The organism is Bradyrhizobium sp. CCGB20, from assembly GCF_024199855.1.
Classification (GTDB): Bacteria; Pseudomonadota; Alphaproteobacteria; order Rhizobiales; family Xanthobacteraceae; genus Bradyrhizobium.
On sequence record NZ_JANADN010000001.1, the window covers coordinates 1,984,085 to 1,998,435 of the forward strand.

Here is a 14,351-nt window from a genome sequence, read left to right on the forward strand (position 1 = left end):
TCCCAAGACTTAGGGAACGCGTCCAGTCTGAGGTGAAGTTCGGGCCCCAAAATCTGTGGTTGAGGGGCCTAAAGCCCTTCGACGGAGTAATGGTCGGGCAGAATCACCATGCTGGAGAATGAGCCGGACACGGGGACGGAAGACGGGCTGAAGCGCTGGCTCGAAGGCGTCGGTCTTGGTCATTACACCGATCTCTTCGCGCAGCACCGCGTCGACCTCGATGTCATGGGGGACCTCACCGAATCCGACCTGATCGGGCTCGGATTGCCGCTCGGCGATCGCAAGCGGCTTCAGCGCGCGATGTCGGCGCTATTCCAGGCCGAGACCGCGGAGAAGCCCGAGGCGGCGGCCCGTCCGCAAGCCCGAACGGAGGTCGGTGCCGAGCGGCGTCAGCTCACCACCATGTTCTGCGACATGGTGGATTCCACCTCGCTCTCGGTGCAGTTCGATCCGGAAGACGTGCGCGACATGATCGCGAGCTTCCGCGAAACCTGCGTTCGCGTGGTGAAGCATTACGAGGGTTTTGCCGCGCGCTACGTCGGCGATGGCATTCTGGTCTATTTCGGCTATCCGACCGCGCACGAGGACGATGCCGAGCGCGCGGTGCGGGCCGGGCTCGAGATCGTGCGGGTGCTGTCGACCGCGCGCGCGATCGAGCCGCGCGGTGCGCTGAGCCACGCTCCCGCCGTCCGCATCGGGATCGCGACCGGTCTCGTCGTGGTCGGCGACCTTGTCGGGCAGGGCACCGAGGAGCGCGATTCCGCGGTCGGCGAGACCGTCAATCTCGCCGCGCGCTTGCAAGGCCTGGCGCCATCCAACGGCGTGGTGATCTCGGCGTCGACCCAGTCGCTGCTGAAGGGGAAGTTCGACTACCGCAATCTCGGCGTCCACGCGCTGAAGGGCATCTCGGAAAAGACGCAGGCCTGGCACGTGGTGCGCGCCTCGCGGGTGGAGACCCGCTTCGCCGCCGCGATGGGCACGCGGCTGACGCCGCTCGTCAACCGCGAGGAGGAGATCGCGCTGCTGATGGGGCGCTGGCAGCAGGCCAAGGAGGGCGACGGCCAGGTCGTGGTCAAGTTCGGCGAGCCCGGCATCGGCAAGTCGCGCATCATCCAGGAGATTTTCGAGCGGATCTCGGGTGACCGTCACGGACAGGTCTCGTTCCAGTGCTCGCCCTATTACACCTCCACGGCGTTCTATCCATTTTCGGAGCAGCTCAAATTCTCGCTCGGCCTCGACCGCGAGGATCCGTCGGCGCTGTCGCTGGCGAGCCTGGAGCACGCGATCGCCACCGCCCATGGTGACGTCGAGCAGGTCACGCCGCTGTTTGCGGCGCTGCTGTCGATACCGACCGGAGATCGCTATCCGCCGCTCGACCTGTCGCCGCAGCAGCAGAAGGATGCGACCGTCGCGGCGCTGGTCAATCACTTCCTCGGCCTTGCGCGCGAAATGCCGTTGGTGATCGCATTCGAGGACTTGCACTGGATCGATCCGACCTCCCGCGAGGTGATCGACCTCCTGGTCGACCGGGCGCAGAACCGGCCGATCCTGGTCATCATCACTGCGCGCTCCGAATTCCAGCCGAGCTGGGAGGCGCATTCGCACATCACGACGCTGGTGCTGAACCGCCTGAGCCGGCAGCTGCGCGCGACGCTGGTCGAGCGCGTTGCGGGCCGCGAGCTTCCCAAGGAGGTGGTCGAGGAGATCATCGTCAAGACCGATGGCGTCCCGCTGTTCCTGGAAGAGCTCACCAAGACCGTTCTGGAATCCAACCTCCTGACCGAGCGGCACGGGCGCTACGTGCTGTCGGGCCCGTGGCGGCAGCTCGCGATCCCGGCAACCCTGACCGACTCGCTGATGGCGCGGCTGGACCGGATGGGGCCGTTCAAGCGAATCGCGCAGATCGGCGCCACCATCGGCCGCGAGTTCTCCTACGAGACGCTGCACGCGGTCGCCAACACGTCGGCGGAGCAGATCGAGGCAGCGCTCAATCATCTGGAGGAGGCGGGGCTGATCACGCGCCGCGGCCATCCGCCGGACGCGCTCTATTCCTTCAAGCACGTGATGATCCAGAACGCCGCGCATGCGAGCCTCTTGCACAGCGAGCGGCGCAAGCTGCATTCCCGGATCGCCCAGGTGCTCGCCGAGATGTATCCGGAGAAGACCGAGCGCGAGCCGGAGCTGCTCGCCCGTCATCTCACCGAATCCGGGCAGAGCGAGGGCGCCGCGAGCTTCTGGCTCAAGGCCGGCAAGCAGGCGGCCAAGAGCGGCGCCAATCTGGAGGCTATCGGCCATCTGCGCCGGGGCTTGAGCGTCGTGCAGGCCAATGCACGCATGCAGGGCGCCGACGAGATGGAGCTCGAGCTGCGCATCGCGCTCGGCAACGCGTTGATTGCCGCCAAGGGCTATGCCGTGCAGGAGGTCGAGGAGAACTATATCCGCGCGCTCGAGCTCGGCCAGCAGCTCGACGACGACGAGAAGGCCTTTGCTGCCACGCGCGGGCTCTGGGTCTGCCATTTCATCCGCGCCGATCTCACCCGCGCGCACGATCTCAGCGTCGAGCTGTTGAAGTTCGCCAAGCGCGAACGGCTGAAGGAGCGGGCGCAGCCGGCGCAGCAGACCGGCTATCTGATCGAGGCGCACCGCTCGATCGCGATGACCATGCTCTATCGCGGCCGTTTTGCCGCCTCCCAGCACCATCTGCACCGCTGCATCAATCTCTACAGCCCCGATCTGCACTCCGATCTGATGGAGCGGCACGGCACCGATCCCGGCGTCGTCTCGTTGTCCTATCTCGGCTATCTCCTCTGGTTCCTCGGCCGGCCCGACGCGGCGCGCCAGCACAGCGAGCAGGCGATCGCGAATGCCGAGAAGATCCGCCATCCCTTCACGCTCGCCTTCGCGCTCGTGTTCGGCGCCTATCTCTGCCAGCATTTGCGCGACGTCGAGGGCACGCGCGACCACGCCAACCGCGCCATGATCATTGCCACCGAGCACAATTTCCTGCACTGGAAGCAGCAGGCGACGATCCTGCGCGGCTGGGCGCTGTCGCAGCTCGGCGAGGCCGACGAAGGTCTCAGCCAGATGCGCTTCGGCCTCGATGAATACGAGGCGATGGATTCCTGGCTCGCAGGCTGCTGGTTCCGCTGCCTGCTTGCGGAAGCCTACGCCAAGGTCGGGATGCGCGATGCCGCATTGCGCGCGCTGGACGGCGCGCTCGCGACCGCAAGGCGGACCGGCGATCACTCCTATCTCGCCGAGGTCTATCGCCTGCAAGGCGAGATCACGATGTCGGACGGTGATCCGGCATCGCTGCACGAGGCCGAGGACCTGTTCGCCCTGTCGCTGGAGACCGCGCGCAAGCAGGGCGCGCTGTCATGGGAGCTTCGCACCGCCGTCAGCCTCGCGCGCCTGTCGCACGACACCGGCAAGCGCGAGCACGCAAGTCTTCTGCTGGTGCCGATCGTCGGTAAGTTCAGCGAGGGTTTTTACACCCCGGACCTGAAGCGGGCGATGCAGCTGGTCAGCGAGCTCGGAGGGGACGTGCGTACCCGTGAACAGGCCGATCCCGTGTGATGAGCGATCTGGCCGCCGCGCGCGCGCGTTACGTCGAGATGATAGCCAAGCGCGAGCGGATCTCCTCGCCGCGCCTGCTCGAAGCGCTCGCCGCCGTCCCGCGCGAGGATTTTCTGCCGAGGGGGCGCTGGCGCATCAAGGGTGAGGCGGCGCGCAGCTATCGCCTGACGCCGGATGCCGATCCCGTTCATCTCTACGACAATGTCCTGGTCGCGATCGACGCGCGCCGCAAGCTCGATACCGGTCTGCCGAGCCTGTGGGCGCATTTCATCGACCTGCTCGACGTCGGGGAGAAGGATCGCGTGGTCCAGATCGGCTGCGGGCTCGGCTATTTTTCGGCGGTGTTGTCGAAGATCGTTGGCCCCAAGGGCAGGGTGCATGCAATCGAATGCGACGGCCGGCTTGCGGCGCGTGCCGCGACCTACCTTCGCTCCTATCGCAATGTCGAGGTCGTGGATGGCGATGGATGTGAGGACATCGGCGAACCCGCCGACGTGATCGTCGTCCATGCCGGCTTCTCGCATCCGCACCCGCTCTGGCTTCAGTCGCTCCGCCCGCGCGGCCGCCTGCTGGTGCCGCTGACCCAGCGCGACCGCGAAGGCGCTGCCCTCAAGATCACGCGCAAGGGCAAAGGCTTCGAGGCCGAGGCGGTGCAGCAGATCCGGATCTTCCCCGGCCACGGCCGCGGGACGACCGTACTCGACGACCGCGTCGCCGACTGGTGGCAGCGCGCCTCCGCCCTGGCGCCGTTGCGCTTTCGCGGCATCGAGCAGGGCTTGCCGTCGGATGGCTAATGCTTCGTTTCGTTTTACCTTGATTCCGTTTGTGAGTTTCCAGCATCCCGCGGTGTGGCTATGAGTGCGGTCTGATCGCCATTTGAGCACGTTCCATGCATTCCGTTGCCCTGCTGACCGCCAGCTACGCCAAGGATATCGAGCGTTTTTCGCTGCTCAGCGAGAGCATCGACACGTGGTTGACCGGCTACACGCGGCATTATGTTCTCGTTAACGATGAGGACGTGCCGCTGTTCGCGCGATTTGCGTCCGACAAGCGCGTCATCGTTCCGGCCTCGCGCTATTTGCCGAAATGGCTCTGGGCGCTGCCGCCGGCCCTCCAGTTCATCAGCAAGCGGCGCGTGTGGGTGTCGCTGCTGTCGTCGCCGGTGCACGGCTGGCACATCCAGCAGATCCTCAAGATCGCCGGCGTCCTCAACGCGCCCGAGCAGCGCGTCTGCATCCTGGATTCGGACAATCTGTTCTTCCGCGAATTCGACGTCGGTCAATATGCCGGCGCCGAGAAGACGCCACTGTTCGTCACCCCGAAGGACATCGGCGCTGACCACCCGCTGCATGGGCTGTGGCTGCGCACCGTCGATCAGCTGCTCGGCATCCGGGAGCGCTCGTTCCCCGCGGACGACTATGTCGGCAACGCGCTGGTCTGGGACAAGGACACCGCGCGCGCGATGACCGACGCCATCAAGTCGGCGACGGGATTGAACTGGGTTCTGGCGCTGTGCCGGAAGAAGAAGTTCTCGGAATACCTGATGTATGGCCACTTCGTCGCCAATTCCCCGAAGCATCTGGCGGGGCATCGGGTGACGGAAGACAGCATCGCCGTCTCGCACTGGGACGACACGCCGCTCGACCGTCCAGCCATCGAAGCGATGATGCGCGCCGCTTCGCCCGAGCAGGTCGCGCTCTGCATCCAGTCCTATTCATCGACCTCGGTCGAGGACATCCGCGACGTGTTCCGCCTCAGCTCGCGCGATCGTCGCAGCCCGAGCCTCGCGCCCGAAGACATCGGGGACGAGGTCCAGCTCGAGATGCCGAAGACGCGCTGATATCCGGCGCCGTCACGCGTCTTTGGTAAACTTGCTGATCACGTCCATGAACGGCTTCGGCTTGAACTCGCCGTCGAGCGGCAAGGGGCGGTTCGGCTGCTTGTCCGCGCGGGTGAAGGTGCCGTTGATCCAGCTGTAGCGATCCGAAAGGCCCCAGGTCAGGATCGAGCGCACCGGCCCGCTGGTCGAGACCGCCGTCAGCAGATCACCGACGCGCTTGGCGACGATGGCGTCGCGCTCCGCCGGATTGCCCGTCAGCTTCTGATCGTCCACGTCGAGCTCGGTGACGAGCACCTCTAACCCCCACGAGCGCAGCTCCGTGACGAACTCGGCGAGGCCATGCGTGTCGATTTCGAGCTCGGCGTGCAGGTGCGATTGCAGTCCCACGGCATGCAGCGGCACGCCCTGATCGAGCAGGTCCATGATCAGATTGCGATAGGCCGCACGCTTGGCAATGAACGTGTCCTTCGCCGACTCGATGTCGTATTCGTTGATCGCGAGCTTGACGAAGGGATCGGCCGCGGCCGCCGTGCGGAAGGCCAGCGGAATCCAGCCGTTACCGAGATGCTGCGTCCAGAACGTATCGCGCCGGTCGGTGATCTTCTTCGGGTTGTCGGGGATCGGTTCGTTGACGACGTCCCAGGAGGTCAGCTTGTCCTTGTAGTAGGACACGACGGTGCCGATGTGATCGACGTAGGCGCGCTCGACGCCCCTGGTGTCCTTGATCTGCTTGGTCCAGTCCGGAATGTCGTGATACCAGGCGAGCGTGTGGCCGCGCATCGTCAGATCGTTCTGCCGGGCAAAATCCAGGATCGCATCGGCGCGCTCGAAATTGAACGTGTGCGCGTTCGGCCGCAGCATCGGCCATTTCAGCTCGAGCACCGGCACCACTTGCGTGCAATAGGTGCTGATGGCTTCGCCAAGCCTGGGATCGGCTTGCAGGTCCCACAGCGTCGCCGCTGCGCCAAAGCCCGGACGGCGCTGCGCCAGTTTCGATGCCGGCGCCGCGGACGCCGTTGCGCCGGCCGCGAGCGTTGCGGCGCCGCTGAGGAGAAATTCGCGTCTGTCGAGCCTGGTCACGTCGGAACGTTCCTTTTGGAACCAACGCGCCATCGTACCAAGCCGCGCCTCGCGACGCCGGGGTTTCCCGTTGTTGGGTTAACCTTTGCCGGGCGTCTGCGGGCCAGCGCGCATGACGCCGTATCGCTGTTCCAGTCTGGACCACGGTTTCGTTCGTGATCGCGGAAACCGCTTCACCGAAAGGGCAAATTTAACGCTAACGGGCGAAAGCGGGGGCAGACCCTCATTCGCCGCCCGATCTCCAGACTTATGTGACACTCTTGAGAGATGCTGCGGCGCAGTTCGCCCCGCCAAGGCCCATTGATTAACGGCCGTCACCATCGCAACGGTCCCGTATGCTGAACCGCCATTTCTCGATCTATCTCGTCGCCTACATCCTGCCCGCGGCGGTGGGATTCTTCGCGGTCACGGCCTACACGCGGCTGCTGACGCCGGCTGAGTACGGCGTCTATGTCGTCGGCATCAGCCTTGCTGGAATCCTGGGCGCGATCTTCTTCGCCTGGATCAAGCTGTCGGTGTCCCGCTATCAGGCGATGTCGGCGGAGGTGGATTTTCGCGGCACGGCGATGGTCGCCTTCGGGCTGACGGTCGCGGTGCTCTGCGCCACCACGCCACTGGTCTTCCTGTTCCGCAGCGACCTCAGTGTCGAGCTGCTGCTCGCCAGCATGTTCGTCGCGATCATGGCCAATGCGGTCGACGTCGGCCAGGAGTTCGAGCGCGCCAAATTGCGTCCCTACCGGTTTGCGGCGATCTCGATCGTGCGCAGCGTGTCGAGCGTTGGCTTCGGCCTGCTCGGTATCTGGCTTGGCTGGGGTGGATTGGGGCTGCTCGCGGCGTTCGGCCTGGGTTCGCTCACCGGCATCATCCTCAATCTTGTCGGCGACCGCACGAAAATCGCGCGCTTCCAGCGCAGCCAGTTCATGCAACTGGCGCGCTACGGCCTGCCGCTGACGCTGGCTGGACTCTCTGTTGCGGTCTATTCGGCGTGCGACCGGCTCATCGTCGCTTATCTGCTCGGCAAGGACGCCGCCGGCATCTTTGGCGTCGCCGCCGATCTGCCGCGCCAGTTCATGGTCATGATCGCCTCCAGCGTTGCCGCGGCGACCGTGCCGCTGGTGTTCCGCTCATTGTCGGAGAAGAACACCGAGATCACGCGGGAGCGGCTGACTGAGAGCCTTGAACTGCTGCTCGTCGTCGTCGCGCCCGTCGCCGTCTGGCTCGCCCTCGCGGCGGATCAGGTCGCGGGCACGCTCGTGGGTGTCGACTTCCGCGCCGGCGTGTCGGCATTGCTGCCGACGCTGGTGCTCGCCCGCTTCTTCGGCATCGCCAACCAGTTCTACGTGCAGATCAGTTTCCAGCTTGCCGAGCGGCCTTTCATGCTCGCGGCGCAGTCGTTCCTCACGCTGGTCGTCAGCGTTGTCCTGATGTTCGCGCTGGTCGCGGGTTACGACCTCTACGGCGCGGCGCTGGCGACGCTCGCGACCGAGGCGATCGGCTTCGTCGTCGCCGTCGTCCTGATGCACCGCGCCCATCCTGTGCCGTTCGAGGTCAATCGGCTTGCTGGCGTCGCCGTATCCGCGGCGGCGATGGCCGCTGCAATCCTGCTCGCGCGGTCGCAGGTCAACGGCACCGGCTTCGTGGCGTTGATCGTCGTCAGCTTCGCCGGCGGCTTGGCTTATGTCGCCGCGGCGTGGCTGCTGAACGTCGCGAATGTGCGGACGTTGTCGCTGCGCTTCCTGCGGACATTCAACCGCAAGGCCCTGGGCGTGTAGGCCCGCGCGCTACCCCGCCAGAAATCCGCCATCCACGGCAACGACGGTGCCGGTCGCATATTGCGAAGCCGGCATGCAGAGGAAGGCAACCGCGCCGGCAATGTCCTCCGGCTGTCCCCAGCGCTTGAACGCGGTGCGGTCGGCGATGCGCTGATAATGGGCCAGATCGGTGCGGCCGGCGGCGTTGATCGCGGTTTCGACATAGCCGGGCGCGACCGCGTTGACGCGGATGCCGTCCTCGGCCCACTTCAAGGCCAGTGCCTTGGTCAGCATCACGACACCGCCCTTGCTGGCGCAATAGGCGGGAATCCGCGGCAGCGCCAGTGTGGCGTTCATCGAGGCGATGTTGACGATCGAGCCCTTTTGCGCCGCGAGCAGCGGGCGGAACGCCATGCAGGTGCGGAACGTGCCGGTGAGGTTGACGTCGATCACCTTCATGAAGGTTTCGATCTCGAATTCCTTGTCGCGCGCGAGAATTCCGGCGCAGTTGACCAGCGCGTCGACGCGCTCGTGCTGCCGGGCGAAGGACGTAACGGCGTCGTCATCGGTAACATCGAGCGTGGCGAGCGAGAGGCCTGTGCGTGGCTTGAGCAGGGTGCGCGCGAGATCGGCGTCATTGGCACCCGTTGCAGTCACCGTTGCACCAAGATCGCAAAACTGGTTGCTGATCGCAGCGCCAATGTCGCCGGCGCCGCCGATCACGACGGCATGAAAGCCGGGCGCGAGAGAAAAATTCGAACTCATGGGCTGGGTCTCACTTCAGGGATTTCGGAGGCGGAGCCGTGGATTCGCGGACCACCAGCGAGAAGTCGATCTCGCGATGCATGATGGTCTGCTCGCCGGCGAGGCTCCGCACCAGATATTCGCCGGCGCGCTGCCAGGTTTCTCCAGTTGGAACGTGGATCGTGGTCAGGCTCGGCCGCAGATGGCGGCTCCAGTCGAGGTCGTCGAAGCCGACCACCGACAGATCGCGCGGCACTGAGAAGCCGTCGCGCTCCGCCTCCAGCAGCACGCCATAGGCGATGACGTCATTGCCGCACACCACGGCCGTCGGGCGGTCCTTGAGGTTCAGGAGATAGCGGGCGGCCTCGCGGGCATCGTCCAGCGTATAGGGCACCTCGACGTGCCATTGCGGGGGAAGCTCGAGGCCGTTCTCGGTGAGCGCGCGGCGAAAGCCGGCGACGCGGGCGCTGGCGCGGTCGTTGTTGCGCTGGAGCGCCGAGACGATTCCGATGCGGCGGTGGCCGAGCTCGATGACATGCGCAGCGGCGCGATGGGCGGCGGCCTCGTTGTCGGTGCCGACGCAAGGGTAGGGTCTGTCGGGCTGGTAGATGCCGACATTGATGAACGGTACCGCGTTGTCCGCGAGCAGCTTGCGCAATCCCTCGTGATGGCAATCGCCGCGCAGCACGAGGCCGTCGACACCGCGGCTGATCAAATTGCGCGCCTGCTGCAATTCGACGTCGAGATCGTATCCGCTGGTGGTGAGGAACAGCATGTAGCCGACCGAAGACAGATATTGCTGCAGCGAGGCGATGCCGCGCGCGAACATCGTGTTGTCGATCGTCGGCACGATCGCGCCAAGGGTGCGCGAGCGACGTGACGACAGAATGCGGGCCGGCGCGTGCGGGATATAGCCGAGCGCCTCGATGGCCTGTTCGATGCGCGCACGCAGCGAGGGGCTCACCGCGTCGGGATTGTTGAGGGCGCGCGAGACCGATGCCGTGGAGACGCCGGCGCGCGCCGCCACGGCGCGGATGCCCTGTTTCACAGACTTGGCGTTGGTCAGTCTCATGAATGTAACGTTACATCTTCCGGCGCAAGCCGAGTGGTAGCGGAAATGTCGCAAATCTGCCGCAGATTTTGCGGCTTGTCCATCGCTTGACACGGCCGATGTGAGGTCTATTTTGTAACCGTTTTCAGATCGTACTCAGTCGTGTTCAAAATGGTCCGCCAGCTTAAGGCGGCCAGCCGGGAGGAGAGTTCAATGAAGGCCAGGATGCTCGCGACGCGCGTCGCGTTGCCCGTTCTCGCGATAGCCGCCGTCAGCGCGCAGGCGAACGCCGCCGATTTCGACTGGACGAAGTTCAAGGGCAAGACCGTCACCTTTCTCGCCAACAACAACCCGGTGGCGCAGGCGCTGCTGACCTACAAGGCCGATTTCGAGAAGCTGACCGGCATGACCCTGAAGGTCGACGGCTATCAGGAACAGCAGATGCGCCAGCGTCTGGTCACCGTCATGAATGCGAACAGCGACGAGGTCGACGTGTTCATGACGCTGCCCTCGCGCGAAGGCGAGCAGTTCGCCGCGGCCGGCTGGTACGGCGATCTCACGACGATGGCCAAGAACGAGGTCGCCAAGGACTACGATCCGGCGGGGCTGAGTCAGGCCTTGCTGAAGGCCGCGACCTTCAACGGCAAGCTCACCAGCATGCCGATGAACCTCGAAGGACCGATCTTCTATTACCGCACCGATATCTTCAAGAAATGCGGCCTCGAGGCGCCGAAGACCATCAAGGACGTCGAGGCCGCCGCCGAGAAGATCAAGAGCTGCGACAGCACGGTGACGCCCTTCGTCTCGCGCGGCCTCAAGCCCGCGGTCGCCTACACCTTCAGCAACATGCTGCACAATGTCGGCGGCACTTATATGGCCAACGGCAAGTCGAACCTGTGCTCGGCCAAGGGCAAGGAAGCGCTCGACACCTACAGCCGGTTGCTGCGCGATTACGGACCGCCCGGCGTCGTCAATTACAGCTTCCAGCAGATTTCGGCACTCTATCGCGGCGGTCGCGCCGCAATGGCGTTCGAATCCTCGAATGAATTGCGCACGGTGATGGAGGGCGGCGCGCGCCTGAAGGACACCGGTCTGTTGCCGTTCCCGGCGGGCGAGGCCGGCCAGGTACCGACCACGATCGGCTGGGGCATGGCGGTGTCCTCGCACAGCAAGCAGCCGGAGGCGGCCTGGTACTTCGTGCAATGGGCGACCAGCCCCGAAGTGCAGAAGAAGATGGCGCTGCAGGGCATCGCCCCGCCGCGTCCGTCGGTCGCGAACGATCCCGAATATCGCAAGTGGATCGACGAGGAGCCGGTTCGCAAGGAATGGCAGGCTGCGCTCGACGTGCTCGCCACCAAGGGCTCGTCGGAAGTCGGCTACCCCATCGTCGCCAATCCGCAATCGCGCGAGTTTATCGGGCAGGCGGTGCAGGATTTGATCCTCAAGCAGAAGCCGATCGATCAGGCTTGCGCCGATGCCGACAAGGCGTTGGACGCGCTGATCGCGCTGAACTGACCGCCCGGTGCCGGTTGGCTCGCTGCCGGCCGGCACCTCACCCGATCGAGGACAGGAACACATGTCTGATACGGCTGCGCCACTCACGCAGGACCGGCAGAAGCTGGAAATGGCGGCGCTCTCGGCGCCGGCCGTGGTCTTCACTGTCGCGATGATCGCGTTTCCGGTGGTCTATACGATCTGGCTCGGCTTTCAGACGTTTTCCTCGACCGGCAAGCAGTCCTTTGCCGGCCTCGCCAATTATTCGAAGCTGATCTCCGACTACGAGTTCTGGCACGGGCTGTGGATCACCATTGCGCTGTTCGTGCTGTCGCTGGTTCTTCAACTCATCTTCGGCGTCTGGCTCGCACTGGTGCTGTTCCACGCCAAGCGGCTCCCGGGCATCGTGCGGTCGCTGTTCATCTCGCCCTTCATGATGCCGCCTGTTGTGGCCGGCATGATGTGGCTGGTGATCCTCGATCCCTCGCTCGGTGCCGCCAACTATATCCTGCAGTCGTTCGGGCTGCCGCCGTCCGACTGGCTGGCCTCGCCCACCTGGGTCATTCCGACCGTCGCGCTGATCGACAGCTGGCAGTGGACGCCCTACGTCGCCCTGATTGTGCTGGGCGGATTGCAATCGTTGCCGCCGAGCGTCTACGAGGCCGCGCAGATCGACGGCGCATCTCCGTTCAAGACGTTCCAGCGCATCACGCTGCCGCTGCTGCTGCCGACCATCGTCACCGCCGCGATCCTGCGCAGCGTCGATCTGCTGCGCTTCTTCGACATCATCTACATCACCACCCAGGGCGGCCCTGGCAACGCCTCGAACACGCTCAACATCTACGGCTTCCGGGTCGGCTTCGAATTCTTCAACATCGGCTATGCCAGCGCCCTGATGCTGACGCTGACGGCGATTGTGTTCGGCGCCGTGCTCGCCTTCAATCGCCTGCGCGGCGCAGTGGCGTGGTGATGTCATGACAGATGCCGCCAACACCGACCGCTGGATCCGCTGGCTCAATACGTTGCAGCTCGTGCTCGCCGGCGTGCTCATCATGGCGCCGACGGTCTGGATGGTGCTGTCCTCGTTCAAGCCGTCCTTCGAGGTCACGGCCTATCCGCCGACGCTGATCTTCTCGCCGACACTGGACAATTATGTCGAGCTGACCAGGACCACGCCGTTCCTTAGCTACGCACTCAACAGCCTCATCGTCACCGTCGGCTCGACCGCGCTCGGGCTGCTGTTCGGCATTCCCGCCGCCTTCGCCGTCTCCTGGACGCGGATTTCTTGGCCGGCGATCCTGACGCTGGCGGCGCGGATGGCGCCCGGCACGCTGTTCCTGCTGCCGTGGTACGTGATGTTCCGGCAAATCGGCATGATCGGCTCCTACACCGCGCTGATCCTCAGCCATGCGGTGATCACGCTGCCGATCGTGATCTGGGTGTTGCTGCCGTCCTTCGACGCCATCCCGCGCAGCGTCTTCGAAGCCGCGCAGGTCGATGGATGCAGCGTCACGCGCATCCTCTGGCGCATCGCACTGCCGCTGGTGGCGTCCGGCGTCGCGGTTTCGGCGATCCTCGCCTTCGTCTTCTCATGGAACTACTTCCTGTTTGCGCTGGTGCTCTCTAATGGCGACACCAAGACGTTGATCGCGGCGGCCTTCAACTTCATCGGCGAAGGCTCGACGCAATGGGGCGCCCTCATGGCCGCGGCGACGCTGATCGCATTGCCGCCGCTGGTGCTGGCGGCCCTGGTTCAGCGCTGGCTGGTCTCCGGACTGACGCTCGGCGCGGTGAAAGGCTAAGGTATCCGATGAACGTATCTCCCCGTCCGAATTCGATCATGCAGGCCGCGGTGTTCCACGGCAACGACCGCATCACCATCGAGCGCGTCGCGATGCCTGATGTCGGCACCAGTGAGGTGCTGGTGCGCGTCTTGCGCACGGCGCTGTGCGGCTCGGACTTCAAGCTCTGGCACAAGGGTGCCGAGTTCACTGCCGGTCACGAGATCTTTGGCGTGGTCGAGCAGCCCGGCCATCGTCTGCACGGCCGCCGCTGTTGCGTCTACATCCCGCTGCACTGTGACCACTGCGCGGCCTGCAAGCGCGGTGACACCCAGATGTGCCTGGAAGTCTCCAGCCTGATCGGCTGGAACAGGCCGGGTGGCTACGCCGAATACGTGCCGGTGCCGGAAAACTGCCTGCTGCCGGTGCCCGACGATATCGAGGACAGTCTTGCGCCGCTGCTGCTCGACACCATCGGTACATCAGGCCATGCCGTGCGCTTCGTCAGCCGCGTCGTGCCGCCAAGCGAAGCCGGCCCTGTTCTTGTCATGGGCGCAGGACCCGTCGGCCTCGGCGTCGTGCTGGCGCTCCGCGCGCTCGGCTACGACAACATCCATGTCGCCGATCCCAACGCGGCACGCCTCAGAATCGCGCAATCCTTCGGCGCGAAGGCGCACCGCGTTGGCGATACCTCGAAGCGCTTCGCGCTCATCATGGAATGCTCGGGCGCGCATGCGGCGCGCAACCTCGGCATCGAGCTGGTGCTGCCGCGCGGCGCGCTGGTGCTGGTCGGCGAGAACGCCGCGCCCTGGACCATCGAGGAAGGCAAGGTGTTCCGCCGCAAGGATTTCTACATGATCCGGACCTTCTATTTCCCGGTGTCGGATTTCGAACCGAATGTCGAGCTGCTGCGCAAGTACAAGGACGAATACCGCGTTCTCGTCGACGGCGAGTTCGGCCTACAGGCTTTGCCCGAAAATTTCGCCCGCTTCGCCAAGGGCGAGCTGATCAAGCCCGTATTGGCGCTGGACTGA

11 protein-coding genes are annotated in these 14,351 nt (G+C 65.0%); 8 read left to right on the forward strand and 3 right to left on the reverse strand.

Annotated elements, in window-relative coordinates; all coding sequences use genetic code 11:
* Window positions 1-108 precede the first annotated feature (108 nt).
* From NLM15_RS09065 to NLM15_RS09075, 3 genes are all read left to right on the forward strand, one after another.
* Entirely contained in the window at window positions 109-3,576 is a 3,468-nt protein-coding gene (locus tag NLM15_RS09065) for an AAA family ATPase (protein WP_254116592.1), read from the forward strand.
* The gene (locus NLM15_RS09070; protein WP_254116593.1) at window positions 3,576-4,370 is read left to right on the forward strand and encodes a protein-L-isoaspartate O-methyltransferase; all 795 of its coding nucleotides are present in this window, start codon (window positions 3,576-3,578) and stop codon (window positions 4,368-4,370) included. The genes NLM15_RS09065 and NLM15_RS09070 overlap by 1 nt, the downstream gene beginning before the upstream one ends.
* Window positions 4,371-4,465: 95 nt before the next feature.
* Window positions 4,466-5,416 (forward strand): DUF6492 family protein, encoded by a 951-nt coding sequence (locus tag NLM15_RS09075; protein WP_254116594.1) that lies wholly within the window; start codon window positions 4,466-4,468, stop codon window positions 5,414-5,416.
* Window positions 5,417-5,428: 12 nt separating this feature from the next.
* On the opposite strand, the gene NLM15_RS09080 is transcribed toward NLM15_RS09075, so the two are convergent.
* Window positions 5,429-6,496: an endo-1,4-beta-xylanase gene (locus NLM15_RS09080; RefSeq protein WP_254116595.1), complete on the reverse strand. Its 1,068-nt coding sequence runs from the start codon at window positions 6,494-6,496 to the stop codon at window positions 5,429-5,431.
* A 335-nt stretch (window positions 6,497-6,831) separates the two neighbouring features.
* On the opposite strand from NLM15_RS09080, the gene NLM15_RS09085 reads away from it, so the two are divergent.
* The gene (locus NLM15_RS09085; protein WP_254116596.1) at window positions 6,832-8,268 is read left to right on the forward strand and encodes a lipopolysaccharide biosynthesis protein; all 1,437 of its coding nucleotides are present in this window, start codon (window positions 6,832-6,834) and stop codon (window positions 8,266-8,268) included.
* 9 nt (window positions 8,269-8,277) lie between these two features.
* On the opposite strand, the gene NLM15_RS09090 is transcribed toward NLM15_RS09085, so the two are convergent.
* The gene (locus tag NLM15_RS09090) at window positions 8,278-9,012 is read right to left on the reverse strand and encodes an SDR family NAD(P)-dependent oxidoreductase (RefSeq protein ID WP_254116597.1); all 735 of its coding nucleotides are present in this window, start codon (window positions 9,010-9,012) and stop codon (window positions 8,278-8,280) included.
* A gap of 10 nt (window positions 9,013-9,022) precedes the next feature.
* Window positions 9,023-10,063 carry a LacI family DNA-binding transcriptional regulator gene (locus tag NLM15_RS09095; protein ID WP_254116598.1) on the reverse strand — a complete coding sequence of 347 codons (1,041 nt, stop codon included), beginning with the start codon at window positions 10,061-10,063 and terminating at the stop codon, window positions 9,023-9,025.
* A 192-nt stretch (window positions 10,064-10,255) separates the two neighbouring features.
* Between NLM15_RS09095 and NLM15_RS09100 the strand changes: the two genes are divergently transcribed.
* The 4 genes from NLM15_RS09100 to NLM15_RS09115 all read left to right on the forward strand — a co-directional run bounded on the left by NLM15_RS09100 (window position 10,256) and on the right by NLM15_RS09115 (window position 14,351).
* Complete coding sequence (locus tag NLM15_RS09100; protein ID WP_254116599.1) at window positions 10,256-11,557, forward strand: ABC transporter substrate-binding protein; 1,302 nt, start codon at window positions 10,256-10,258, stop codon at window positions 11,555-11,557.
* 61 nt (window positions 11,558-11,618) lie between these two features.
* Window positions 11,619-12,506 carry a carbohydrate ABC transporter permease gene (locus tag NLM15_RS09105; protein ID WP_254116600.1) on the forward strand — a complete coding sequence of 296 codons (888 nt, stop codon included), beginning with the start codon at window positions 11,619-11,621 and terminating at the stop codon, window positions 12,504-12,506.
* A gap of 4 nt (window positions 12,507-12,510) precedes the next feature.
* Window positions 12,511-13,338: a carbohydrate ABC transporter permease gene (locus NLM15_RS09110; protein ID WP_254116601.1), complete on the forward strand. Its 828-nt coding sequence runs from the start codon at window positions 12,511-12,513 to the stop codon at window positions 13,336-13,338.
* Between the two features lie 8 nt (window positions 13,339-13,346).
* The gene (locus NLM15_RS09115) at window positions 13,347-14,351 is read left to right on the forward strand and encodes a zinc-binding dehydrogenase (protein ID WP_254116602.1); all 1,005 of its coding nucleotides are present in this window, start codon (window positions 13,347-13,349) and stop codon (window positions 14,349-14,351) included.

Bases quoted from the DNA above. Each gene is read 5' to 3' on its own strand.
- NLM15_RS09095 (WP_254116598.1), bottom strand. From the start codon at position 10,063: ATGAGACTGACCAACGCCAAGTCTGTGAAACAGGGCATCCGCGCCGTG.
- NLM15_RS09085 (WP_254116596.1), top strand. From the start codon at position 6,832: ATGCTGAACCGCCATTTCTCGATCTATCTCGTCGCCTACATCCTGCCC.
- NLM15_RS09070 (WP_254116593.1), top strand. From the start codon at position 3,576: ATGAGCGATCTGGCCGCCGCGCGCGCGCGTTACGTCGAGATGATAGCC.
- NLM15_RS09090 (WP_254116597.1), bottom strand. From the start codon at position 9,012: ATGAGTTCGAATTTTTCTCTCGCGCCCGGCTTTCATGCCGTCGTGATC.
- NLM15_RS09065 (WP_254116592.1), top strand. From the start codon at position 109: ATGCTGGAGAATGAGCCGGACACGGGGACGGAAGACGGGCTGAAGCGC.
- NLM15_RS09100 (WP_254116599.1), top strand. From the start codon at position 10,256: ATGAAGGCCAGGATGCTCGCGACGCGCGTCGCGTTGCCCGTTCTCGCG.
- NLM15_RS09115 (WP_254116602.1), top strand. From the start codon at position 13,347: ATGAACGTATCTCCCCGTCCGAATTCGATCATGCAGGCCGCGGTGTTC.
- NLM15_RS09110 (WP_254116601.1), top strand. From the start codon at position 12,511: ATGACAGATGCCGCCAACACCGACCGCTGGATCCGCTGGCTCAATACG.
- NLM15_RS09105 (WP_254116600.1), top strand. From the start codon at position 11,619: ATGTCTGATACGGCTGCGCCACTCACGCAGGACCGGCAGAAGCTGGAA.
- NLM15_RS09075 (WP_254116594.1), top strand. From the start codon at position 4,466: ATGCATTCCGTTGCCCTGCTGACCGCCAGCTACGCCAAGGATATCGAG.